20 protein-coding genes are annotated in these 24,172 nt (G+C 36.3%); 14 read left to right on the top strand and 6 right to left on the bottom strand.

Going from position 1 to position 24,172, the window contains the following annotated elements; all coding sequences use genetic code 11:
* Positions 1 to 52: 52 nt before the first annotated feature.
* On the bottom strand, positions 53 to 1,141 hold the full coding sequence (locus I5818_RS23230; RefSeq protein WP_078110590.1) for an NAD(P)-dependent alcohol dehydrogenase: 1,089 nt from the start codon (positions 1,139 to 1,141) through the stop codon (positions 53 to 55).
* 170 nt (positions 1,142 to 1,311) lie between these two features.
* On the opposite strand from I5818_RS23230, the gene I5818_RS23225 reads away from it, so the two are divergent.
* From I5818_RS23225 to I5818_RS23210, 4 genes are all read left to right on the top strand, one after another.
* Positions 1,312 to 2,205: a LysR family transcriptional regulator gene (locus I5818_RS23225; protein WP_071977455.1), complete on the top strand. Its 894-nt coding sequence runs from the start codon at positions 1,312 to 1,314 to the stop codon at positions 2,203 to 2,205.
* Complete coding sequence (locus I5818_RS23220; protein ID WP_158022242.1) at positions 2,206 to 2,376, top strand: hypothetical protein; 171 nt, start codon at positions 2,206 to 2,208, stop codon at positions 2,374 to 2,376.
* A gap of 117 nt (positions 2,377 to 2,493) precedes the next feature.
* Positions 2,494 to 2,997: a MarR family winged helix-turn-helix transcriptional regulator gene (locus I5818_RS23215; protein WP_078110592.1), complete on the top strand. Its 504-nt coding sequence runs from the start codon at positions 2,494 to 2,496 to the stop codon at positions 2,995 to 2,997.
* 29 nt (positions 2,998 to 3,026) lie between these two features.
* Positions 3,027 to 6,104 (top strand): MMPL family transporter, encoded by a 3,078-nt coding sequence (locus tag I5818_RS23210; protein WP_078110593.1) that lies wholly within the window; start codon positions 3,027 to 3,029, stop codon positions 6,102 to 6,104.
* A 103-nt stretch (positions 6,105 to 6,207) separates the two neighbouring features.
* On the opposite strand, the gene I5818_RS23205 is transcribed toward I5818_RS23210, so the two are convergent.
* Positions 6,208 to 6,765, bottom strand: coding sequence for a M15 family metallopeptidase (locus I5818_RS23205; RefSeq protein WP_078110594.1), 558 nt, complete (start codon positions 6,763 to 6,765; stop codon positions 6,208 to 6,210).
* A gap of 238 nt (positions 6,766 to 7,003) precedes the next feature.
* Positions 7,004 to 7,978 (bottom strand): glycine-rich domain-containing protein, encoded by a 975-nt coding sequence (locus I5818_RS23200; protein WP_180213101.1) that lies wholly within the window; start codon positions 7,976 to 7,978, stop codon positions 7,004 to 7,006.
* A 514-nt stretch (positions 7,979 to 8,492) separates the two neighbouring features.
* Here I5818_RS23200 and I5818_RS23195 point away from each other — a divergent pair.
* Genes I5818_RS23195 through I5818_RS23180 form a run of 4 tightly spaced genes read left to right on the top strand, consistent with a single transcriptional unit; the run spans position 8,493 to position 11,179 of the window.
* Positions 8,493 to 9,311 carry an ABC transporter substrate-binding protein gene (locus I5818_RS23195; RefSeq protein ID WP_078111204.1) on the top strand — a complete coding sequence of 273 codons (819 nt, stop codon included), beginning with the start codon at positions 8,493 to 8,495 and terminating at the stop codon, positions 9,309 to 9,311.
* An 18-nt stretch (positions 9,312 to 9,329) separates the two neighbouring features.
* A complete protein-coding gene (locus tag I5818_RS23190; RefSeq protein ID WP_058004531.1) occupies positions 9,330 to 9,971 on the top strand; it encodes an amino acid ABC transporter permease in 642 nt (213 codons plus the stop codon).
* Positions 9,972 to 9,983: 12 nt separating this feature from the next.
* Positions 9,984 to 10,730: an amino acid ABC transporter ATP-binding protein gene (locus tag I5818_RS23185; protein WP_058004532.1), complete on the top strand. Its 747-nt coding sequence runs from the start codon at positions 9,984 to 9,986 to the stop codon at positions 10,728 to 10,730.
* A gap of 20 nt (positions 10,731 to 10,750) precedes the next feature.
* Complete coding sequence (locus I5818_RS23180; protein ID WP_058004533.1) at positions 10,751 to 11,179, top strand: OsmC family protein; 429 nt, start codon at positions 10,751 to 10,753, stop codon at positions 11,177 to 11,179.
* A 155-nt stretch (positions 11,180 to 11,334) separates the two neighbouring features.
* Here the strand turns inward: I5818_RS23180 and I5818_RS23175 are convergent, their stop codons facing one another.
* Both I5818_RS23175 and I5818_RS23170 read right to left on the bottom strand, forming a co-directional pair.
* Entirely contained in the window at positions 11,335 to 12,036 is a 702-nt protein-coding gene (locus tag I5818_RS23175) for a hypothetical protein (RefSeq protein ID WP_058004534.1), read from the bottom strand.
* 205 nt (positions 12,037 to 12,241) lie between these two features.
* Complete coding sequence (locus I5818_RS23170; protein ID WP_058004535.1) at positions 12,242 to 13,612, bottom strand: alkaline phosphatase family protein; 1,371 nt, start codon at positions 13,610 to 13,612, stop codon at positions 12,242 to 12,244.
* Positions 13,613 to 14,198: 586 nt separating this feature from the next.
* Here I5818_RS23170 and norA point away from each other — a divergent pair.
* The 6 genes from norA to I5818_RS23140 all read left to right on the top strand — a co-directional run bounded on the left by norA (position 14,199) and on the right by I5818_RS23140 (position 22,647).
* Positions 14,199 to 15,362 carry a multidrug efflux MFS transporter NorA gene (gene norA / locus I5818_RS23165; RefSeq protein WP_078111203.1) on the top strand — a complete coding sequence of 388 codons (1,164 nt, stop codon included), beginning with the start codon at positions 14,199 to 14,201 and terminating at the stop codon, positions 15,360 to 15,362.
* A gap of 298 nt (positions 15,363 to 15,660) precedes the next feature.
* Positions 15,661 to 16,695 (top strand): threonine aldolase family protein, encoded by a 1,035-nt coding sequence (locus I5818_RS23160; RefSeq protein ID WP_058004537.1) that lies wholly within the window; start codon positions 15,661 to 15,663, stop codon positions 16,693 to 16,695.
* 93 nt (positions 16,696 to 16,788) lie between these two features.
* Positions 16,789 to 18,399, top strand: coding sequence for a PucR family transcriptional regulator (locus I5818_RS23155; RefSeq protein WP_078111202.1), 1,611 nt, complete (start codon positions 16,789 to 16,791; stop codon positions 18,397 to 18,399).
* Between the two features lie 336 nt (positions 18,400 to 18,735).
* The gene (locus tag I5818_RS23150; protein WP_078110151.1) at positions 18,736 to 20,004 is read left to right on the top strand and encodes a cytosine permease; all 1,269 of its coding nucleotides are present in this window, start codon (positions 18,736 to 18,738) and stop codon (positions 20,002 to 20,004) included.
* Positions 20,001 to 21,104, top strand: a complete 1,104-nt coding sequence (locus I5818_RS23145; protein WP_078110152.1) for an S-methyl thiohydantoin desulfurase family protein — start codon at positions 20,001 to 20,003, stop codon at positions 21,102 to 21,104. The genes I5818_RS23150 and I5818_RS23145 overlap by 4 nt, the downstream gene beginning before the upstream one ends.
* Positions 21,097 to 22,647: a hydantoinase/oxoprolinase N-terminal domain-containing protein gene (locus I5818_RS23140; RefSeq protein WP_058004541.1), complete on the top strand. Its 1,551-nt coding sequence runs from the start codon at positions 21,097 to 21,099 to the stop codon at positions 22,645 to 22,647. Before I5818_RS23145 ends, I5818_RS23140 begins: the two co-directional genes overlap by 8 nt.
* Positions 22,648 to 22,875: 228 nt before the next feature.
* On the opposite strand, the gene I5818_RS23135 is transcribed toward I5818_RS23140, so the two are convergent.
* Positions 22,876 to 24,120 (bottom strand): aminopeptidase, encoded by a 1,245-nt coding sequence (locus I5818_RS23135; RefSeq protein ID WP_058004542.1) that lies wholly within the window; start codon positions 24,118 to 24,120, stop codon positions 22,876 to 22,878.
* Positions 24,121 to 24,172: the final 52 nt, after the last annotated feature.

Genomic DNA, 24,172 nt, shown 5'->3' with positions numbered 1-24,172 from the left:
GATAAAAATCCGGGCCATTTCTTGTACAACATCGTTTTAATAACGATTATTTTTATTGAATTTTTAATATCGGCTTAATAACCTCACCAGATTTAGATGCGGCAAAAGCTTCATTGATTTGATCGAAGTCATAGAATTTTACTAACTTATCGAATGGGAATAGTCCTCTTTTATAGTAATCTACAAGTTGTGGGATAAAGATTTTTGCGACTGCATCTCCTTCAATAACACCCATCATGGTTTTACCTTCAGCCATTAAATCATTGTGAACATCAATGCTCATTTCAGGTGTTACACCGACGATTGCTGCAATACCTAATGGACGTAATGCATGTAAGGATTGACGTACGACTGGAGGAACACCAGTTGTATCAATTGAAAATTCTGTACCGCCATTCGTAATTGCTTTAATTTCATTTACAACATCCACTTTTGTTCCATTTAGAGTATGCGTAGCCCCTAGTTCTTTGGCGAGTTCAAGTCGATTATCATGTACATCAATAGCGATGATATTTTTGCATCCTACAATTTTTGCTGCCATGATTGCACTTAAACCTACAGCTCCAGTACCGAAAATGGCAATAGAAGTACCAAATGTTGGTTGAAGTTTGTTTAGAACGGTACCTGCTCCTGTTTGGATTCCACAGCCTAAAGGTCCTAATAAAGCTAAATCAACCTCTTTATCAACTTTTACCACATTGCGTTCATGTGAAATGGCGAATGTACCGAATGAAGATTGTCCAAAGAATGTTGATAATTCTTTCCCATTTTGTGATAAACGATGTGTATGGTCATCGTTTATACCGCCGAAATTAAGCTCATTAAATGTTTCACAGGCTGTTGGATGTCCGGTTAAACAATTATGACAATGACCACAGTGAGCAAATGAGAGTACTACATGGTCACCGGGTTCAAGATCTGTAACATTTTCACCCACTTTTTCTACTATTCCTGCTCCTTCATGGCCTAAAACAGCTGGAAGTGGTGCAATTGCTGCATCACGTGCAACGGCATCTGTATGACAAACGCCAGTAGCTATAATTTTTACTAATACTTCATTTGCCTTTGGGTCAGCAAGCTCGACTTCTTCTAAAACAAAATCTTGACCTTGTCCATGAGTCACTGCTGCATTTATTTTCATCAAAAAAAACCCCTTTCAATCAATAATAGGTATACCTTCCTATGTTTCCTTATTAAAATGATAATTATTGTAAATTCACCTCTATCGTATTCCGATTTAAAAATAGGTACAATATTTCTTAAGGAATGAATAAATTCCTTTATGTCAATAAGAGACTAGAAGGTGTTTTCATGCAATTATTACAATTACAATATTTTTTAACTGTAGCTAGAATTGAACATATGTCGCAGGCAGCACTTGAATTAAATGTATCTCAATCATCATTAAGTAAGACGATTGCCCGTTTGGAAGAAGATCTCGGTGTACCTTTATTTGATAGACAGGGGCGTAAGATAAAATTAAATGCCTATGGTGAAATTTTTGCTAAAGCAGCTAAAGAAGCTTTAGTAGGACTTGATAATGCACGGTCACAAATACAGAACCTCGCAAATATTACAGAGGATCGAGTAACAGTCAGTGTAATGAGTTCAAAAATTTTGCCGCATGTCTTTAAAAGCTTTTATCTTAAGCGTCCTAACGTAAAAATACATCAATCGATTTTGCCAGACTCAGTGGCAAAAGAAAGATTAATAACAGGCGAAATTGAATTATGTATCTCGAATAGTCCTATCACTGGACCTGATATTATTTGGTTACCTGTCTTAAAAGAGCAGCTTGAATTAATTGTTCCACACAATCATCCGTTGGCAATGTTTGATGAAATCGACCTAAAACAAGCTAGGCATGAGCGTTTTATTAGCTATCAATCTGGTTCAACCGCTACAAATATGATTGAAAAATGCTGTCATGATGCTGGTTTTGAACCGAACATTATTTTTGAGGGGACAGAGCTTTCTATTGTTCTTCAGATGGTAAATGAGGGGGAAGGGATTACCTTTTACCCGCAGTATTCATTTCTAGAGGAAAATTTAAAAAATACAAAACGGATCAAAATCAGAAATCCAGACTGCTATCAAATGGTCGGATTTGCATGGATGAAGACTAGAAATTACTCATATGTTGCGAAGCAATTTCGTAAGCATATGATTCATGAATTCGAAGAAATCAATAAGGGGAATAGCTGAATGGGCAACGATCATTTATTTAAGCGGAGCGTGGCTGAGAGAAAAACATTTTGGGATATACACATAATAAAAGTGAAGCATTATAAGATGGACACTAAATATACACAAATGGAAAAGCTCGTCTTGAAATGGCGAGTTTTTCTAATTGAAGTTGCTGTAACCGTCATTTAAATTCTTCTTACTAAATATTATGCCTTTCTTTTTCATTGACAAAAAAAGTCCATCCAAATAATATAAATCGTATACGATGTATCGTGTACGATTTATTTAGAGAAGGGGGGAGAAATATTGAATAGAGCTGAATTTATTGGGGAATCTATTGACTTTTTACATCGTTATACGATGAAAAGTCTACAGAAGAAAGCAGAGGATCATGGTGTTACGATTCCCCAGGTAAAGGTAATCGGTGAAGTGTATTCACATAAAACGGTTAGTATTAAACAACTCTCTCAAAACTTAAAAATGACGCAAAGTACTGTTTCGGATATTGTTGATAGACTAATTTCTAAAGGGTTTCTAGTAAAGATGCCAAATCGCAAGGATAAACGTATAGTAGATATTTCCTTGTCTGCTAGACTCGCTGAAGATATCAATGAGAGTATATCAGAAATTACAAATCAGTCATTAGTTGGTGTATTAGATCGTTTAAGTCCAAATGATCAGGAGATTGTGGAGAAGGGAATGAAATTATTAGTTTCCGCTGTTAAAGAAAACATGGTAGCTGAGGGAATGGATAATTATGAATTCTTTAATGTTTTGTTCTTCTCCGGTAAAGACAAACAAGGCAAGTAAACATTTGAATGGAATTTGGAGGGCACAAGGTGAGAAGAATTATAAAGGGCCGTTGGGCAATTTTTGCAATCTGGCTTATTGCAACGATAGTGCTTACTGTCATTCAGCCAGATGTCAATGCCATTCTACGGCAAAAGGGCCAAGAAGGTACAAGTAAAGACAGTCCATCTGTCATAGCAAGTAGTATATTAAAAAAAATGGATACCACCAAAGGTACGGATAACCTAATTGTATTTTATGATAAAAATAAAATTTCCAATGATGAAATGAAAGGAATCGGGGATGCAGTAAAATCACTTAGTGATAGCAGCTCGGAACTTGGGATCACAAACATGATCGATCCCTTCAGTATGCCTGATGCGAAAAGCTCATTAGTTTCCAAAGATGGTACAACTGTCATGGTGAGCTATAAGCTTGATAAAAAAGGCAGAGAAATTGATGATATTAAAAAGCAATTTGAGAAAAAGTTAGATAAAGTACCTGTTACATACTATTTAAGCGGGGAAGACTTTATCAATAATGATTATTTGAAAGCGACCCAGTCAGGTGTAGAGAAGAGTGCGGCATTAACTGTTATCTTTATTTTAGTTGTACTTATTCTTGCATTTAGATCAGTTGTTACCCCCTTAATATCTCTTGTGGCGGTAGCCTTTTCCTATCTTTGTTCGATGGGGATTGCTGCTCAATTAATAGATAAAGCAGGATTTCCAGTAACGAGCCTTACTCAGATGCTTCTTGTGCTTATTCTCTTTGGGATCGGCACGGATTATAATATCCTGCTATTTAATCGGTTTAAGGAAGAGCTATCACATGGTCATTCGATTGATGACGCAATAGTAAATACGTATAAAACGGCAGGAAAAACAATTGCTTATAGTATACTCACTGTATTTATCGCATTCCTAGCTCTAGTTTTTTCCGAATCGCCAATCTATCAATCTGGTGTTGTAGTCGTCATCGGTGTAACTGTTCTATTACTTGAAATTTTGACGCTAACTCCTTTTATTATGAAGGTATTAGGCAAGAAAATATTCTGGCCATCTAAAAATGTTGGTGGGCATAAGGAAAACAAGTTTTGGGGAAAATCATCATCCCTTGCGACTAAGCACCCTATTATTATTACAGTGACCATTCTATTAATTATAGGGCCAATGATGTACTTCCATCAGGAAAAGCTTAACTTTGATACGGTTGGTGAACTTGGAAATAAATATCCTTCATCTAAAGCCATTAATTTGGTTTCAGATCATTTTGGTAAAGGGCAGTCCATGCCGGCTACCGTCGTTATTGAAAATGATCATGCCCTTGATAATAATGAGTCTCTTGCCGTCATTGATAACATAACAGAACGACTTAAGAGTATAAAGGGAGTGAAGCAGGTTTCTTCGGTCACACAGCCTCTTGGGGAAAAGATTGATGATTTTTATGTCGATAGTCAAATGGCAACTGTAACAGATGGCTTATCACAAACAAAAGATGGTGTAGATCAAATCCATGATGGAATGAAGCAAGCACAGGAAAAGCTTGGATCTGCTGACTTTACTGATGTTAATAAAATGGTTGATGGTACCGCGAAGCTTCAAGACGGTATGACTGCTTTAACCAGTGGATTAAAACAAATCCAGGCAGGGATAGATGATAGGTCGAATAATCCACAAACAATAAGTAATGGTATCGCTGCGATTGAAACAAATCTCACAAAGATGAGTGAGGGAGTAGCATTATTAGCTGATAATTATAATAAGATGCAGGCGGGTTATAAGGAAATGGGTGCTCATTATCAAGAGGCAGCTCAGGCCCTTCTTGGTGTAAAAAGTGCCATTACCCAAATGCAATCGATGACAGATGCCCTTGGAAGCAGTTATACGAATTCGAATAATGATGCGAACTTTCAGGCGTTAAAGCAAACAATAAATCAGTTAGCAACAACCTTAAGCCAGATTACACCAGAGAGCATTCAAGCATTAAATGAAAATTATAATGCAGTGACAGCTGGTTTTGGTACGGCAAATAAAAATCTTGCTAGCATGTCAGGTGGATTAAACCAAATGGCAGACGGCTTGAAGAAACTTAAAGAAGGACTTGGCAAAGCATCCTCAGGAATAGACACCATTGTTACAAATATGAAGAGTGTAAATGAGGGGCTTGGCCAGATGAAAACTGGTCAAGAGCAGCTTGCGGCTGGTCTTAATGGATTTGGTGCGTTTGGAGACCAATTATCGGATGTGAACGGTGGATTAGAACAAATATCTGATGGTATTGGTCAAACAAATGATTACTTAGCTCAACTTAATACAAATAAGAACTTCTTTATCCCAAAAGAGGCGTTGACAAATGACGAATTCAAACATTCATTAGATGCTTTTATGTCAGAAGATCGAAAAATCACTAAGATGACCATTGTTTTGAGTGATGATCCTTATTCGAATGAAGCGTTAACAACAGTTAAAAGCATCAATACAACAATTTCCAATGGATTAAAAGGTACAGTACTTTCAGATGCTAAGCATGGAACAGCTGGATCAAGTGCGACAACTAAGGATATGAATGATGTATTGTCTAGAGACTTAAATAAAACAACGATTATTGTCATCGCTGGAGTATTGCTTGTTTTATTTTTTGTTATAAGATCTTTCTGGACACCAGTTTTCATAACAGCATCCCTTGTTGGTGCATATTATGCAGCTATGTTTATCGTAAACTATATTTTCTTAGATGTACTAGGATATGAAGGATTGTCTTCTTTCGTTCCATTCTTCTCCTTCATCATTATTGTTTCCTTAGGAGTAGATTATAGTATCTTCTTGATGATGCGCTTTAAGGAATACCCGGATCTTTCACCTAAAGAGGCAATTGTATTGGCTTCCAAGCATACGGGTGGTGTCATTATATCAGCAGTTATTATCCTGGGTGGTACGTTTGCGACACTTATGCCTGCAGGAATCGTCCTTTTATCGGAATTAGCCATTGCTGTTATTACAGGTTTAATCGTACTTTGCTTTATTTTACTACCTATTTTTGTCCCTGCATTAATGGCCTTACCGGAAACTTTAGCAAATGTCGTTTCTAGAAAAAAAGATGAGCGCTTAAGCTTTGAGGAAAAATAGTGTAGGTTACTAACTAGGGGACAAAAATACTTTTATATGAAACTTAAAAAAAGGATGACTTCTTTTTAATTAGTGAAAGAAGTCATCCTTTTCTTTGATATAATTAAGTCTCATCAGGTTTTTCGCCATTCTGTAAATCATTAATGCTTAAGCCAAAATCCATTTGTAGGTGCGGATAATCTTTAAATTGAGCCCAATCTCCACCCCAAGAAAATCCTAAAGCTTTTGCTAAGTCTACAACCTCGTACCAATCTGATCGACCATTTTTATTCCCATCATACTCCATGTCCCAAATAACATCTCCTGTAGGAGTTTTTAGTGCAAAATCAACGGCAAGACCGTAATTATGATAGGACTCTCCACCCTTTGCATTGGTGACAATATTTCCACTCACCGTTCTTCCTTTTTCATAAAGCTGGTCTTGATCTTTAGAGCTCCGGAAATCATCTGTAATAATAACCGTAATTCCTATTTTTGCAGCTTGCTGGATTAATTGATTCGTTTTCTCTTTTACAAGTGGATTAAGTCCAGTTGCCTCTATTGTTTTAGTCGAGATTGAATTGGATTGATTTTTATGCTCATTATATAGAGATTGAATATAAAGGAAGCAAATGAACAGAAGAAGAATGACAAACCAAAATCTTTTTAACCGTTTTTTCAATCTTACTATTCCTTTCTTGATCGCAATACTATGATGATGACGAAAATATTAATTAAATTGTTTCATGGTTTTTGAAGGAAATCAAATAGGGAATCTAATAAAAAGTTTGTAAATCTGGTGTTAAATTCCTTTGCTGAAATTTACTCATAAAATAAGTTAATAAATTATTTGATACAAGGAATGAGTAAAAACTGTCATTCAAAATACGAAGGACAGTTTCTACAGAATTTTTACTATATTAACTACTGCACCCACTACCACAACTAGAGCAACTAGAACCTCCGGAATCCCCTCCAGAGTCTCCTCCTGAATGACAACTATCAGAAGAACCACTACAAGAAAAACCAGAACAAGTAGCTCCTGTGCCTGTAGTGGTTGCTACTTTATAATACTCGTCTGGCAATATTTCATCCATACTGTTTTGAAAAGAATGTGAATCATATAACGAGTAAAAAATGGCTGCACCTACTGCTAAATGAAATATTTGCGACTCAGATGATGAATGTGATAAAGGTGTAGGTTTTCTATTTGTTTCCATCATCTGTTCGGATAACAAAATTTCACTTTTAAATTTTCTTATTAATTCCAATTTATTATTGAGCCAATCATGCCCTTGACGAAAATACTTATTTAATAATTCGTTTTCTGATAAGCTTTTAAAATCATCAATAATTTCCTGCTTAATTGGATTTTTAAGAAATCCTCCCCAAATCGCTCTGCTGTTAGGAGTTGATTCAAATATGCTTAAATACACCCAATCAAAAAAGCCTTTCTCACCCGGAATCGGAGTTACCTCCATATTTGGCGTATGATGCAAAACTTCCTTATAATAATCCTTTGAGAATTTTTCATATTCTCTAGTAAACATAAGCATTTCATGCCAAATATCATCCACACGCGGGCTAAACATCGGGACTGACTTTAATAAGCTATTCATAATAAAAAAGCGTTTTAATTCAAAAAGAAACCAATCAAACTCATAATCTCTAACTTTTGGATGTTCCTTCAAAAATCGTGCTTTTACATTTGATGTATATGAACTCGATAGGGTTCTATCTAATTCTTGAACAATGGGCAGCAATGTATCTGTTTGAATCCCGAGATTATCTGGAATAGCTTGATCTTTTATGTTTAATTTATTCTTTGTTTTAGTGGAAGCAATCATAAAAATAAGAAATATGACTAAAATAATAGCTACTAATAGGATTGGCATAAGCTATTCCCCCTTTTTTCATCCTCAATTTTTATACGTTCACAAACTGGAAAAGTTTCAAAAAATGCACCTAAAGGTAGGCTACTGATGATAAGGCGTTGGCAGATTATCAAATAGGCATATGAACAAAGGCGTATTGCAATAATAAGCCTAATTTTTATCGATTCTTACCAGTACATCATAATTTTAGTTATATCAGGAAATAATGAACATATTCGGTAACCTATTTTTAAGTGACTTTTTAAGAAATGTAACAGATAAAAACGGATGAAAAAAGCAAGACAAAATGTTTGACTAATGTCTAGTAATCTTATAGGATTTATGAAGCGTGAATATTCTAAGTGAGGTCAATGTAAGAAAGAGATGGATTTAAATAGACAAATTTTAAAGAGTTGATTTCGTAAAATTGCTTTATTCTGTGGTTATTCAAAACCATTTCTCAAATATTGTCACTACTAGTAAGGGCACTTTGAATTTTTCAACTTATTTCGCATCTATAGAAGGAGGAGACAACATGAAGAAGACAAAATTGTTTTTTTCAATAATCGCTTTAGCAGTACTTGTTTTAGCTGCATGTGGTAATAATGATAATAAAACGAAAAAAAGTGAAGAAAACGCACTTAAAACGATACAAAAAAATGGTGAATTAACGGTGGGAATTATGGGAACGTACGCACCGTATAATTATATGAACGACAAAAAAGAATATGATGGTTTCGATGTAGATATTGCGAAGGAACTAGCAAAACGTCTTGGGGTAAAAGCTAAATTTGTCGCACAAGATTTTTCAGGGTTAATACCTGGACTACAGAAGGGGAAATTTGACATGTTAGTTAGTCAGGTAACCATCACTCCAGAACGACAAAAGCAAATCGATTTTACGAAACCCTATATTACAAATGAAGTAAAAGTGATTGTTAAAGAATCAAATACAAAGATTAAATCATCTGATGATTTTAAAGGAAAAACAATAGGTGTTGGTCTTGGTACAAATGATGAAGCCTATTTACGAAATGATTTAATGCCAAAAGTAGGAAACTTTAAAATTAATACTTATGATGATGTAATAACAACGTTAAAAGATTTAGATGCTGGGCGTATTGATGCAACGATTAATAACGTATATGCGTTAAAACCAATCGTTGAGGAAAATGGTTATAAAATAAAAGCTGTCGGAGATGCAATTAAGGCTGATAAGGCTGCTGTTGCAGTGAAAAAAGGCAATACTGAATTAGTTGATGCGTTAAATGATGCTCTTGCTGAGATGAAAAAAGATGGTAAGTATAAAGAAATCTTTGTTAAATGGTTTGGAGAAGAACCACCAGCAGAATAATGAAGGTAGGTAACTACAATGGATTTGGTCATTGATAATTTTTCTTTCTTATTGAAGGGTGCATATTACACATTACTTATTACAGTGGTTTCTATGTTCTTCGGTTTAATCATTGGCTTGTTAACCGCGATTGCTCGAATTAAGGGCAATCGCGTTCTACGTATGATCGCAAGAGCGTATGTGTCAATCATTCGCGGTACACCTCCGCTTGTACAGATAGTAATTGTTTATTATGGATTAGTGGATTATGGAATTGAATTAGATGCATTAACGGCTGCTTATATTGCACTAAGTATTAATATTGGTGCTTATGTTTCTGAAGCATTCCGTGGCGCAATACAATCGGTGCCAAATGGCCAAACAGAGGCTGCATTGGCAACAGGAATGACAGCAGGCCAAGCCATGCGGCGAATTATCATTCCACAAGCGATTCGCTACGCTATTCCGCCACTTGGTAACACCTTTATAGGAATGCTAAAGGAAACTTCGCTCGTATCTGTCATTGCCGTAACAGAATTGATGCGTTCCGCACAATTATTAGTCGCTCAATATTACGCTTATATGCCATTTTACTTGGCCATTGGTATTATGTATTGGGTGATGAGTACATTCTTTTCATTTATATTAAATAAAATTGAAAAACGGTTATCTGTATATTAAGGTGGTGAAAATATGATTGACATTGATCAGCTCCAAAAGAAATTTGGAGAAAATGAAGTGTTGAAAAATATTTCATTAACAATACCAGCACATCAGGTAGTAGCTGTGATCGGTCCGAGTGGTTCAGGTAAAAGTACTTTTTTAAGATGTATTAATGGTCTAGAAAGTATTACTGGTGGAAAAGTAACTGTAAATGGTCATGAAATCAATGCGAAAGCTCCGATAAAAGCATTGAAAAAAACCATATATGCTATCCGTCAAGAAACAGGCATGGTGTTTCAACAGTTTAATTTGTACCCACATAAAACGGTAATTGAAAATGTGATGGAAGCATTAGTTGTAGTAAAAAAGATGTCTAAGCAAGAGGCAAAAAATATTGCGAAACCATTATTAGCACGGGTTGGTTTAGGTGAAAAAGAAAATGCTTACCCTTCCCAGCTATCAGGTGGTCAACAGCAACGTGTTGCAATTGCTAGGGCATTGGCAATGGAACCTAAAATAATGTTATTCGATGAACCAACATCAGCTCTAGATCCAGAATTAGTTGGGGAAGTACTGAATGTTATGAAAGATTTAGCCGAAGAGGGAATGACCATGGTCATTGTCACTCATGAAATGAAATTCGCTAAAGACGTGGCAGATCGTATTCTATTTATGGCGGATGGTGTTATTGTCGAGGATGCTGAACCAAATGATTTCTTTGAACATCCACAAACAGATCGTGCACAAAAATTTTTACGACAGGTATCAGAGTTTTAATCAGAAAGGGATTGAATATCATGCAAATTAAAGCAAAATGGCAAGGCGGACGTGCCTTCGAAGCGGTTGGCCCTACTGGACATACAATGTCCATGGATGCCACAGAAAATTATGGTGGATTAGGACAAGCACCTACACCAACAGAAATGTTACTAGCTTCATTAGCTGGATGTATCGGTATTGATGTGACAATGATTTTAAAACCACATTTAGATCAAATTGAAAATATTGAAATTACAGTGGATGGCACACGCAGAGAGGAAATGCCAACTGCATTTACCGCTGCTACACTTACTTTTACGGTAGATGGGGATATTACAGCTAAAAAAGTAAGACGTGCTATTCGATTAGGTGAAGAAAAATATTGTGCGGTTTCTGCATCATTAAAAGCAGATATATCCTATAAACTAATTTTAAATGGTGAAGAAGTGTCAATTGAAGAAGAATAGGAATGTTGATAGACGACAATTTAGGCTCTATATGAAATAGAGACTAATTGTCGTTTTTTTGTTCTCCACAGATGAGTATCTTGTTTTGGCTTATATATATTTTCTTACTGTGAAACAAAGGATGAAAAAAAGAGCTTGGTTTCTACCAAGCCTTATTATTTCTCTTTATTAAAATTAATTCTTATACTTTGAGATTTATTCAAAGTCTTGTGATTCTCATCAAGAACATCACTTGTTTCAATGTCTATCCAATTTACATCTGGCGTTGATTTTTCGATAATAAATCCAAGTGCCCCTTGTTTAGAACCATTTGGTTCAATCTCTCCACCCAGATATTCAATATAAAAGTCATCTTCAAAATTTTTAATCTCTCCATTACTTGTTTCTAAATGAGCAATTGGCCCAAAATGTACTTTTTTGTTCGATTGGTTGATTAGTTCAATTTCAATTTTAATAAAATCGAATTCCTCATATTTTTCCGTAAATTGATGGAAATAGTCCATTAAAGAATACGTAGGTGTATTATGAATGAGCTTAACATTCTTGATTTTCATTTCAACTGGTCCAATAGTATATAATTTATTCAGAGAAGCGATTTCCTTTAAGGTGACAGTCCCCTTGCTATCATTAATTGTTTTTCCTGCATTAAGGAGCTTCGTATCATCTGAAACTTGAGGATTAGGGACATAAATATCAGCTAAGGATTTTGCTCTCTTTTTTTCTTTTTCTGTTCGATCTTGTTCAGATGGATGATCCTGTTTTTCTGTTGCTTTAACAGGAGATACCGAAGTTGAAGCAGTTTTACATCCGCTTAAAATTAGGGATAAAGCGAGTATAATGGGAGTTAGTACTTTCATAAAAAAATCTCCTTCCTTACTTATGGGAAAATAAAAATAGGATCGATTATGATGATTGAAAACGAATAATTCCATAAGCTGATTACGGTCAAATAATGAAGGATAGCTAGAGACTTAGTCTGATTAATTCCGATTGAATCTACATGTAAAAAGGAACCCGTTGAACAATTGTACAACGGGGAATTAAATGATTTTATAAACTAGATCACTTTCCGTTTTTTAAAATCTCGAAAATTAGTTTGGCTTGGTCTGTATTATCTATATTTCCAGCAAATAAGTCGCTACCTGGCCCAAACGCGTACACGTTCACATCTTCACCTGTATGACCACCCGTTGTCCATCCAGTAAAAGATCGATTATCAAAGATAGCCTCAATCGCATTATCTATCTCTGTAACGTCTTTAGATTCAGCAGACTTTTTAACCGATTGGATTTCTTGAGCTGTGAGCTGTAAGTCAATGTATTTCTTTAAAGTTTGTTCTACATCGGAACCTTTAGCAATCTGTTCTGCTATATAGTCTGGTGTGCGTTTTGCTGCTGCAATGGGTGCCCCAAACCAGTTATATTCACCCTTGGCTCCGATGGAAAATCCTCCGGTTGAATGGTCAGCTGTTGCCACTACTAGTGTATGTTTATCTTTTTTTGCAAAATCTATTGCTGCTTTAAATGCCTGCTCAAAGTCTTCCATTTCGCTCATTGAACCAACAATATCATTATCATGTCCAGCCCAGTCGATCTGGCTCCCTTCAACCATTAAGAAAAAGCCTTTTTTATTTTTGCTTAATTTATCTAATGCTGTTTCAGTCATGTCTTTTAAAGAAGGCATAGATTCATCACGATCAAGCATTTTTGGCATGCCGCCTTGAGCAAATAATCCTAAAATATGAGAGTTTTTGCTATTTAACATGTCATTTTTATTTGTTACATATGAATAGCCCTCTTTTTGAAATTCTTTTGTTAAATCCCGATCAGGGCGTACAAAGTTACTTTTACCGCCACCAAGCAAGACATCAATCTTATGTTCTCCATTAATCATTTCATCATAGTAATCATCGGCAATCGCATTCATGTTTTTACGATTTACATCATGAGCACCGTAAGAAGCAGGTGTTGCATGAGTGATTTCAGAGGTTGCTACTAGTCCAGTGGATTTTCCCTTAGCTTTAGCAGCTTCAAGAACTGTTTCTACTGAGGAACCATCATTATCAACACCAATCGCCGCATTATATGTTTTAATCCCGGCAGACATGGCTGTTGCAGCAGCTGCTGAGTCTGTAACATTTTGATTAGGGTCTTCTGGATAAGTCTTTTGTTGCCCGACAAGATATTTATCAAATTCTGTTAGTTCTACCTCTTTTGTTGATGGATCATCCTTTAAATAACGATAAGCAGAAGTGTACGAAACCCCCATCCCATCACCGATTAAGAAAATAACATTCTTAATTTTTGCATCGTTTTGTTTAGCTTCAATGGCTTTAACATCATCATTATGTAGAGAACCAAACAAAGCTCCAAGCGCTACCGTAGAAAGAACAGCCACAGGCAAAATCCTCTTTTTAAATCGGTTTTTAAACATCATCAGAACCCCCTAAAATTTTTCATTCAATAAATTCGAACTTCTATTAAACTATAAAATGTTTTTGTTAATCTAGTATTAATACAATGTAAAGATTTATGATGGTGGGACAGGTGGGACAGGTGGGACAGGGGGTCGGTTCCGACGTCCCAAACTTTGGGGGACAAAGGGTCGGTTCCAATGTCCCACTAATATAAAAATGTGAGAAGTTTGCTATTCTATTGAATTTGGTGTTTAACCATTAGAAAATTGCACGATGATTTTTTGATTTAGATCATTTTTACGTAGCTATCAAAGTTTTTATATTTTTTAAAATTGGTGTAAAATACATTTTTAGGGATAAAGATAGCTCAATTTCCACTGGCTTAGTAAGTAACACAGGACTGCACACGTTGAACTATAATAAATTTGTATTATGGAATTACGCAATTGTAGGATAAGTGTTGAACATTTATCCTTATAAAGGAACTTTTCTAAAAGGGTAAATAGGAGGATTTTTTAATCGTGAGGTGCTATATCTATTATTTGAATAAATGGAGATAATTTGAACAAGATATTTAAGCTTACATAGAAGGAGTAAAGAGATATGCAAAATCGAAACATAATGTTAGCCATATTATTAATCAATCTATTCATTGTCTTCTTAGGAATTGGTCTTGTTATTCCAGTTACTCCTACAATCATGAATGAGTTACATATTTCCGGATCTGTTGTCGGCTATATGGTAGCATTTTTTGCTCTTACACAGTTAATTTTGTCACCAATTGCTGGTCGTTGGGTAGACCGCTTTGGGAGAAAAAGAATGATTATTATCGGTTTAATCATTTTTGGAATCTCGGAGTTCTTATTTGGGATTGGGAAAACAATTGAGGTACTTTTTATTTCACGTATGCTTGGCGGTGTCAGTGCGGCATTCATTATGCCGGCAGTTACAGCGTTTATTGCAGATATAACGACGGTTAAGGGACGCTCAAAAGCGATGGGGTATATGTCTGCCGCTATTTCGACAGGTTTTATTATCGGACCTGGACTGGGTGGCTTTTTAGGAGAGATTGGTACCCGCCTGCCGTTCTTCTTTGCTGCAGGTTTTGCAGTAGTAACGGCTATCATATCGATCACTGTACTTCATGAACCGGAAAGAAATTCTGAAAAGGAAGAGGAAACAGGACAAAACAAAGGGTGGAAACGTATTTTTGTACCGATCTATCTTATATCTTTTATCATCATTTTTATTTTTTCATTTGGTTTAGCTTCCTTTGAATCGCTGTTTTCATTATTTGTCGATCATAAATTCGGTTTTTCACCGAAGGATATTGCGATAGTAGTAACAGGTGGTGGGATAGTTGGGGCGATTTTTCAAGTTGGTTTATTTGATCGTCTAACGAAATGGCTGGGAGAAATTCGTTTAATTCGTTACTGCCTAATTATCTCGGCAATTCTTGTATTTTTAGTAACAATCGTGAATACCTATTTTACCATCTTACTTGTTACAGTCACTGTATTTGTTGGATTTGATTTGATGCGTCCGGCTGTAACCACATATTTATCAAAAATTGCCGGTGATGAGCAAGGTTTTGTCGGTGGAATGAACTCCATGTTCACTAGCATTGGTAATGTCATTGGACCAATAATAGGCGGAATATTATTTGATTTTAATTTAAACTACCCTTTTTATTTTGCAACTGTCCTATTAGCTGTTGGAGTTGGGATTTCGTTTGCATGGAAAAGAAGGGAGTACCACACGACATAAGGCGGGACAGAGGGTCAGGTTTACTGTCCCACCACCACAAATACTTATGCAGAAAAATTTAATTTTGAAATAGGTCCATCTTTTGATGGGCCTTTTCTATTAAATAGGATGAATACATTTTTATGAGATAAATTAGTAAATACATGAGAATTAGGTGAATTTCGTGGGAATTACTACACCTAGACTGGGACACTGGACCTGACCCCCTGTCCCACCTTTTGCATTTTAGTACGTCAAAGTAGTAGAATTTGAGAATCAGTATATTCTTAAAAAAAGTAATTTTAGGGGTGAATGGTAAGTGATAAATTTTCAAAGTGATTATTTGGAAGGGTGCCATCCGAAAATTTTAGAAAAATTAGTAGAGACGAATTTTAGGCAATCTTCAGGATATGGGAATGATGAGTATTCGAAGGATGCTATTTTTAAAATAAAGGCTGCCTGTAATAAAGAAGATATAGATGTGCATTTTTTGGTAGGAGGAACACAGGCCAATTCTATTATTATTGCATCTATATTGCGCCCACATCAGGGAGTAGTGAGTGCTATTTCTGGGCATATATCCACAAATGAAGCGGGGGCAATCGAGGCTACCGGACATAAAGTACTTACACTTCCTAGCGAGGATGGGAAGATTCGGGCTGAACAAGTAGAAGAATTGTACTATGCACATTGGAATAGTCCAATTCGTGAAGCGGTTGTACAGCCTGGGATGGTGTACATCTCTAATCCTACTGAAATGGGTACCTTGTATACGAAAGCTGAATTGGAATCATTAAGTAAGGTGTGTAGAGATTTGAATCTTCCATTATTTTTAGACGGTGCTAGGTTGGGTTATGGTCTTACAAGTCCATATAATGATGTAACACTTAAGGATATCGCTCATTTATGTGACGTCTTTTATATTGGTGGCACAAAATGTGGGGCGCTTTTTGGTGAAGCGGTTGTGATTAGTTCCAATCCATTAAAAAGAGACTTCCGCTATATTATGAAACAACGTGGTGGTGTACTTGCAAAAGGAAGGCTATTAGGGATTCAGTTTGGTACACTCTTTGAAGACGAGCTATATTTAAAAATTTGTGGAAGTGCTGTAGAGTACGCATTAAAATTGCGGCAGGCATTTGAAGAAAAAGGAATCGAGCTTTACGGGAACTCGCTAGCGAATCAACAATTTCCAATTTTAACAAATACACAAATGGATGTCCTTAGAAAGAATTATGGTTTTGAGGTATGGGGTAAGTTAGATGAAAATTATACGATTACCCGTTTCTGTACAAGCTGGGCAACTAAATTAGAGGATATTGAAGCACTAATTAAAGATGTAAAATTATTGTAGAATATTTAATTTTACTAAAGGATGAATATGGATATAAAACAGTTCCGATTGATTCATATTCCATTAGCATATAAAAAGTGAAAATGAAGTGGGGTGAAAAGAAATGGGGTAACGGTAAAAGATTTGCTACAATTGCCATCATTTAGAGGGGCAGAAGTGTTGACCGGTAAAAATAATCTTAATCGAACCGTCTCCTCTTTATCCGTGTTAGAAGTTTCAAATGTAGATTTTTTCTCTCAGATTATTCAATCTGTTCAGGATGAGTGGTACGCGGAAGAACTAGTTATTAGCTCATTTTATTCAATTAGAGATAGTGTTGAAAAACAATGTGAAGCGATTCAGCACTTACATGATCTAGGGGAATTAGGGCTTATCTTATATTATGTGGGAATCGTCCTGCCAGAGATACCTGATGAAGTTCTGCAATTAGCAGATTCCCAGGGCTTTATAATCATTTGTATGCCGAAAAACGATTATTCACTTCGTTATAATGAAGTGATTTATGAAGTAATGGAATCGATTGTAAGTAATCAAGCTGTGAATGATCATTTTGTTAAGGAGACACTAGAAAAGGTTTCCTTGTTGCCAGAACATCTGCAGAGTGTGGAAATCACACTTAAAATGTTATCGGATCGTCTGAAGGCGAATATCCTTTTGACAAATACCAATTTTGAGATTGTGAATCAAGTAATGTGGCCGCGTAATTCTTCTTTAGACGTGTCGGAAATCATTCAAGAATATACTCGATCGGATCTGAATGGGGGCAAGGGGACACAAGAATTAGAAAGAACGGTTCCCAATGGTTTTGTAGAACATAAAAGTATTCATCAAAAAAATGGAGAGATGCTTCATCTATTTCTTATTAAAGAGAATACGAGATTGCAGGCGAAAATTATAGAAAAAATCAGTGAAATCGTACAAGTTGCAATCAATTTATGGGGAGACAAGCATGATGAAGTGAGCGAGTATGCCTTGGTAAAAGCGATTATTAATGATGAAAGTGAAAAAATGCGTAGATTAGCAAAGAAGCTTCATATTGATGTCTCCGCTATTCAAATGATGTGGTTAGTTTATATAAACGATTTGTCGGAAGAACGGGAGATTAGAGAAGAGCTGGAAGAGCAGCTTTCGAAATATTATAAAACGAGAGTAATTCAAAACATCGATCAATGTATTGTAGTCCTTCTAGGAAATTGCTTATATAAATACAATGAGTTTGACATTGCTAGTGAGTTTATCGAAACGACGAATTACTTCTCTCAACTGTCGGAAATAGTCTATTCTCCAAAAATGAGACATACAACTGATGTTCGTCGTATGTATCAATTGGTCAATCAAGTAGGAAAAAAAGTACATTCAATCTATCCTAAGAGAAAACTGTATACAGCTGCAGAGGTTCGGTCAATGAAGCGTGCCATTGACTTCAGTAAGCAGGGAGAAGAAATGATTGAAGAATGTTTTTCAGTTATTTCTCCTATTCTAAATGATGAAGAATCTATGAGAACTTTGATGACCTTCCTCTTAGATGCAAATGGAAATTTTGATACATGTGGAAAGCTTTTATATATTCATAAAAATACAGTGAAATATCGGATCAAAAAGATTAGTGAACAGATCGGAAATGATGTAACGATGTATTCTGAATTTTATGATGTGTATATCGCTTGTATGATTTATCGATTAATTAACAATGACATTTTTTAAACATTCAAGCCATCATTGGTTATATCCGGAGTTTTGTCAGAAACGACAAAATTTCGGATTTTTTTTTCATTTTTGAAAAAGACTCACCCCCATTGTTTCTTTTATAATGGGAAATAAATTTACTAGTCTCTTTTCAAAAGGATGTTTTCGTATAGTTTTGTTGCTTTTGTAAATACGTTGCTGTCTAATTTTCTAAACAAAAATCGGAGTGTGATTTTTAAGATTGTTAACAGTTGAACAAAGTAGAAAATCAGATTTATTTAGGTTTTTAATACTTACGAAAATCAACACTTTATATGAAAAGAGGAATGAATGGAGTAAAGGAGGGGCTACAATATGAGAAATAATGGCGAGCATCAATCATGGTATAGTCTAGGAATTGTCTGGGCTGGTGCAATGATTAGCATACCAAGTTTATTAGTAGGAAATACCCTTATTTCTGGTATGAGTTTACCTAAGGCATTATTCGTAGCATTTGTCGGTTATTTCATTGTCGTCGCCATCATGATTTTGCAAGGCATGCAAAGTAGTGATCTGGGAAAGCCAACTGTTCATATTGCCGGACAAGTATTTGGTAAAAAGGGCTCACGAACAATATTATCAATTATTTTAGCCATTGCTTGCTTAGGATGGTTTGGAATTCAAGCCAATGTTTGTGGGGCTGCATTAGCGAATTTACTGGCGAATTATGATATGAATTTGCCAATACCATTAGCCTCTTTCCTTTGCGGTTTGGTAATGGTGGTCTCAGCTATCTATGGAATTAAGGTGCTACGCGTAATAAGCTATATTGCAGTTCCATTATTGGTCATCATTTCTATAGTTGGTTTAGTTCAAACATTGAGTGGAGATCATTTACAAGCAATTCAGAACTATAAACCTAGTGGTAATATGAGTTTTATGGATGGGCTTTCAGTCACAATGGGGTCATTTGCATTAGGAGCAGTGATAGCGGGTGATTATTCCCAATTTTCCAAAAAGCGTTCAGATGTTTTTAAAGCAGCCATCTTTGGAATTATTCCAGCTGGAGTTCTGATGATTGGCGTAGGAGCAGTTTTAACGATTGCATATCAGACGAGCGATATTACTGCGGTCTTTTTGAATATAGCAACCCCATTCATTGGTGGTGTCATTTTAATCTTAGCTACATGGAAAACAAATTTGGTTAATGCAATATCTGGTGGAATTGCCTTGATTAATGTTTTTAACATTTCAAAGCAAAAAGAAAAAATGGCAGTTGGAATTGCTGGTACGGTGGGAACTTTACTTGCCGTGGTGGGAATATTAAATTATTTCACACCTATCATGTCTATATTATCAGCAATGATTCCACCAGTTGCAGGGGTAATGATTGCCTCCTATTGGATAATGAATAAGGGCAATATGAATAATTGGAGACAAGTGGAGGGTGTGAACCGTTTAGGCGTTTTCTCTTGGCTAGTAGGTGCTGTCATTGCTAGTATTCCAGTTGTTTTTTCTTTATTCCCTAGCTTGCCTCAAGTACCTAATCAGCCATTAACTGGGATTATTATTTCATTTGTAATTTATTATTTTGGCTATCGTTTTTCTATACAGAAATCTATCATGTTGGAGGAGAATAAATGAGATATTTAGATAAAGATGCGATTGAACGAATTGCTATTGGAGCAGCCTTTTTAGGAACAGGTGGTGGAGGAGACCCTTATATTGGGAAAATGATGGCTCTTTCCGCTATTGAGAAAAATGGACCAGTACGACTATATTCAGTTGATGAAATCGAGGATGAGGACTTTTTCATTCCAGCCGCGATGATGGGGGCACCATCAGTTTTAGTAGAAAAGTTTCCACGTGGAGATGAGTTTGTAAAAGTTTTTCAAAAGCTAGCGAAATATATAGGGAAGGAAAAGATTACAGGAACTTATCCAATGGAAGCAGGTGGGGTAAATTCGATGATCCCGATTGTGGTAGCTGCACAATTGGATTTACCTCTCATTGACTGTGATGGAATGGGGCGGGCGTTTCCAGAACTCCAAATGGTGACCTTTAACTTGGATGGGATTTCAGCAACGCCAATGGCCATCACTGATGAAAAAGGAAATATCGGGATATTTGAAACAATAGATAATAAATGGACAGAACGTTTGGCTCGAACAGCAACGGTTGAGATGGGTGCTAGTTCCTTGGTTAGTTTGTACCCAACGACTGGTGCACAGATTAAGAAGAGTGGCGTCCATCATATCATTACACTTTCCGAAAAGATCGGTGAAATTATTTCTTCAAAGGAACAAAATGCAAAAGAAAAACTTCAGGAATTGCTAAAGTTAGTCTCTGGATATCAGTTATTCCAAGGGAAAATTGTGGATGTGATTCGAGAAACCAAGGGTGGCTTTAACCTTGGGAAAATGAACCTTGAAGGAATTGAAGAAAATAAAGATGAAAATATGAAGGTCCATTTTCAAAATGAAAATCTTATTGCAGAAAAAGATGGTCAAGTAGTTGCTATGACTCCGGACTTAATTTGTTTAGTGGATTATGAAACCTTATTACCAGTAACAACTGAAAGTCTAAAATATGGGAAAAGGGTACGTGTGATTGGGTTGCCAGCACATGAAAAATGGAGAACGGATAAAGGAATCGAAACAGCTGGTCCAAACTATTTCGGATACGATTATGATTATGTTCCAATTGAGGAATTGGTTAAAAAGGTGGTAGTAAAACATGTATAAGATTGGTATAGATGTTGGTGGAACAAATACAGATGCGATTATTTTAGATGAACATCGTCATCTAATTCATAGTGTAAAATCTCCTACAAGTTTAGATATTAAAACGGGGATTGAAACAGCTTTAAGAAACGTTTTAAAAGAAGCAAATATTGATAAAACGAAGATCACTCATGCGATGCTAGGGACAACCCAGTGTACAAACGCAATAGTAGAACGGAAGAAATTAGCCCGAGTTGGTGTCATTCGGCTTGGCTATCCAGCAACTGCCTCTGTTCTTCCTTTTACCGCCTGGCCGAAAGATATGGTTGAAGAACTTTCTGGAAATTATGCATTAGTACATGGTGGTTATGAATACGATGGTCAATTATTGGGAGCGCTTGATGATAATGAAATTAAGAGTCTACTAGAGGAATGGCAGGGAAAAGTAGAATCGATCGCTGTAGTTGGTGTATTCTCTTCGATCAAAAATGATCAAGAACTAAAGGTACGTGATCTCATCCAAGAAGTATATGGAGAAGAATTCCCGGTATCTTGCTCTTCATTGATTGGTTCTGTAGGGTTAATTGAACGTGAAAATGCAACCATTCTCAATGCAGCCTTATGTAAAGTAATTGAAACAACAACACAAGGATTTATTCATGCATTGGAAGAGGAAGGGATTGCTAACGCGGAAGTCTATTTATGTCAAAACGATGGAACCTTGATGTCAATCGAATATGCGAAACAATTTCCTATTTTAACAATTGCATGTGGACCAACAAACAGCATCCGGGGTGCTTCCTATTTAGCGCAAATCAAAAATACAATGGTTCTTGATGTAGGAGGTACGACCTCTGATATTGGAGTTTTACAGGACGGATTTCCGAGAGAGTCTTCTGTAGCAGTTGAGGTTGGAGATATCCGCACCAATTTTAGAATGCCTGATATTATTTCTGTAGGTCTGGGTGGAGGAAGTATTGTTCGTGTAAACAACGGCAAGATTACCATTGGTCCCGATAGTGTAGGATACAAAATTAGTCAGGAAGCACTTGTATTTGGTGGAAGTACCCTGACTACAACCGACATTGCGGTTCGTCTAGGCTTAGCTGATGTAGGTGATAAAAACTTAGTCGAGCACATTGATGAAGCTTTCGCTAAAGATGTGCTAATAGAAATTTCCTCATTAATTGAGCAGGCCATCGATAAAATGAAAACCTCCTCAGAAGATGTTCAGCTTGTTATCGTAGGAGGAGGAAGTATTATTGTTCCTGATACGATTCGTGGGGTATCGAATATGATTAAAGCGGAAAATGGTACAGTAGCCAATGCAATTGGTGCATCAATTGCTCAAATTAGTGGGCAATATGAGCAGATCTATATCTATTCTAAAGAATCACGTGAGGATTCCTTGAAAGATGCTCAGGAAAAGGCAGTGAAACAAGCTGTATTAGCTGGTGCGGTTGCTGAAACGATTGAGTTAGTTGAGGTAGAAGAAACCCCGCTTGCGTATCATCCGGAAAATGCAACAAGACTAAGAGTGAAAGTGGTAGGGAAGATGGAATAGACGCCAGTATCTTGTAGGTTTGTCTACCAATAAATTTTTATATCATATTGGTAAAAAGAAAAGTTGACCTTAATTTAAAACGGTTGTGAGACTAATTTGATTCAATAAAAGGGTTCAGAATATACCCATTCTGAGCCCTTTTATTTTTACTGTTTCGTATAGATTGTTGCTTTTATAAAAGCAACAATCTATACGAAAACAGCCTTAAGTTATGAAAAATTATTTAGACTAGATTGCCCAGTCTCCATTTCGGAAGATAGGTACAATCGTGCCGTCTTGTTTGATTCCATCGATATCCATTTGGTTAGAGCCGATCATGAAGTCAACATGAACGTTTGAAGTGTTCATCCCATTCTTCAATAATTCTTCTTCGTTCATTTTTGTTCCACCTTGAATGGTCGTTGGATATGCTGCCCCAATGGCCAAATGATTGGATGCATTTTCATCAAATAGTGTATTAAAGAAAGTAATATTGGATTGAGAAATTGGTGATGGGTCTGGTACTAAGGCAACTTCACCTAAGCCTGTTCCACCGTCATTGTCGAATACTAGCTTTTTGATTGCTTCATTTCCTTTTTCAGCGGAAATATCCACGATTTTTCCATCTTTAAAATGAACTTCAATGCCCTCAATGAGCGTACCTGCATAACTAAGTGGCTTTGTGCTGCGAACAACACCTTCCATACGATGTGTATCAGGAGCAGTGAAAACCTCCTCTGTAGGCATGTTAGCAATAAATTCTTCCCCTTTTGGGTTATAGCTTTCAGCACATGCCCAAATATGGTTCTTCGGTAAGCCTAATGTTAAATCAGTCCCTGGTGCTGTGTAGTGAAGGGCATCAAATTGAATTTCATTTAATATAGCTGCTTTCTCATTTAAAATCTTTTTATGCTCATCCCATGCGGCGATTGGATCTTCTTCATAAACACGGCATGTTTTGAAAATTTGATCCCATAAGGCATCCACTTGTTCTTCAGATGTTGATAAATCAGGAAACACTTGCTTTGCCCAGCCAGCTCCAGCAGCAGCAGCTACCGTCCATTTCAAATCATCATTCTGCGTTGCTATTCGCTGTGCCTTGAATGCTTTACCGGCTACATTTTGATAAGCTGCAACTTTAGAAGGATCCACTTCATTAAGTAATCCTGGATCACTGGATACAATCGAAAGTCGGCTAACGCGATGATTTAACACATGGTCTTCTGATTCTTGGATTTCATATTCAGGAATGTTGGTTAATACTTCTACAGGTTGATGTATGTAATTCAGCTTGCTGATTTCATCATCAGACCATTTAATAATGACCTTTTCAGCCCCTAAATCATAAGCCTCTTTCGTGATAAGACGTGCTAAAGGAGCTTGATCAACTGTGATCGTCATTTTCACCCAGTCACCTGGCTGAACATTGATCCCTTTTGCAACTAAAAGCTTTGCATATTTTTGTAAGTTTTCTTCGAAATTTGGCAGCACCATTTTATTACCTCCTAAATAGTAAGGGAAAAAATTATCCCAGTAATTATTCTTA

Source organism: Heyndrickxia oleronia (assembly GCF_017809215.1).
In the GTDB taxonomy this organism is placed as follows: domain Bacteria; phylum Bacillota; class Bacilli; order Bacillales; family Bacillaceae_C; genus Heyndrickxia; species Heyndrickxia oleronia.
The sequence above is the reverse complement of the archived record's forward strand: the minus strand, read 5'-3'. Positions and strand labels throughout refer to the sequence as shown.

Excerpts from the sequence above, each read along its gene's own strand:
- I5818_RS23230 (WP_078110590.1), bottom strand. The coding sequence starts at position 1,141 with ATGAAAATAAATGCAGCAGTGACTCATGGACAAGGTCAAGATTTTGTT.
- I5818_RS23225 (WP_071977455.1), top strand. The coding sequence starts at position 1,312 with ATGCAATTATTACAATTACAATATTTTTTAACTGTAGCTAGAATTGAA.
- I5818_RS23220 (WP_158022242.1), top strand. The coding sequence starts at position 2,206 with ATGGGCAACGATCATTTATTTAAGCGGAGCGTGGCTGAGAGAAAAACA.
- I5818_RS23200 (WP_180213101.1), bottom strand. The coding sequence starts at position 7,978 with ATGCCAATCCTATTAGTAGCTATTATTTTAGTCATATTTCTTATTTTT.
- I5818_RS23195 (WP_078111204.1), top strand. The coding sequence starts at position 8,493 with ATGAAGAAGACAAAATTGTTTTTTTCAATAATCGCTTTAGCAGTACTT.
- I5818_RS23190 (WP_058004531.1), top strand. The coding sequence starts at position 9,330 with ATGGATTTGGTCATTGATAATTTTTCTTTCTTATTGAAGGGTGCATAT.
- I5818_RS23185 (WP_058004532.1), top strand. The coding sequence starts at position 9,984 with ATGATTGACATTGATCAGCTCCAAAAGAAATTTGGAGAAAATGAAGTG.
- I5818_RS23180 (WP_058004533.1), top strand. The coding sequence starts at position 10,751 with ATGCAAATTAAAGCAAAATGGCAAGGCGGACGTGCCTTCGAAGCGGTT.
- I5818_RS23175 (WP_058004534.1), bottom strand. The coding sequence starts at position 12,036 with ATGAAAGTACTAACTCCCATTATACTCGCTTTATCCCTAATTTTAAGC.
- I5818_RS23170 (WP_058004535.1), bottom strand. The coding sequence starts at position 13,612 with ATGTTTAAAAACCGATTTAAAAAGAGGATTTTGCCTGTGGCTGTTCTT.
- norA (WP_078111203.1), top strand. The coding sequence starts at position 14,199 with ATGCAAAATCGAAACATAATGTTAGCCATATTATTAATCAATCTATTC.
- I5818_RS23150 (WP_078110151.1), top strand. The coding sequence starts at position 18,736 with ATGAGAAATAATGGCGAGCATCAATCATGGTATAGTCTAGGAATTGTC.
- I5818_RS23145 (WP_078110152.1), top strand. The coding sequence starts at position 20,001 with ATGAGATATTTAGATAAAGATGCGATTGAACGAATTGCTATTGGAGCA.
- I5818_RS23140 (WP_058004541.1), top strand. The coding sequence starts at position 21,097 with ATGTATAAGATTGGTATAGATGTTGGTGGAACAAATACAGATGCGATT.
- I5818_RS23135 (WP_058004542.1), bottom strand. The coding sequence starts at position 24,120 with ATGGTGCTGCCAAATTTCGAAGAAAACTTACAAAAATATGCAAAGCTT.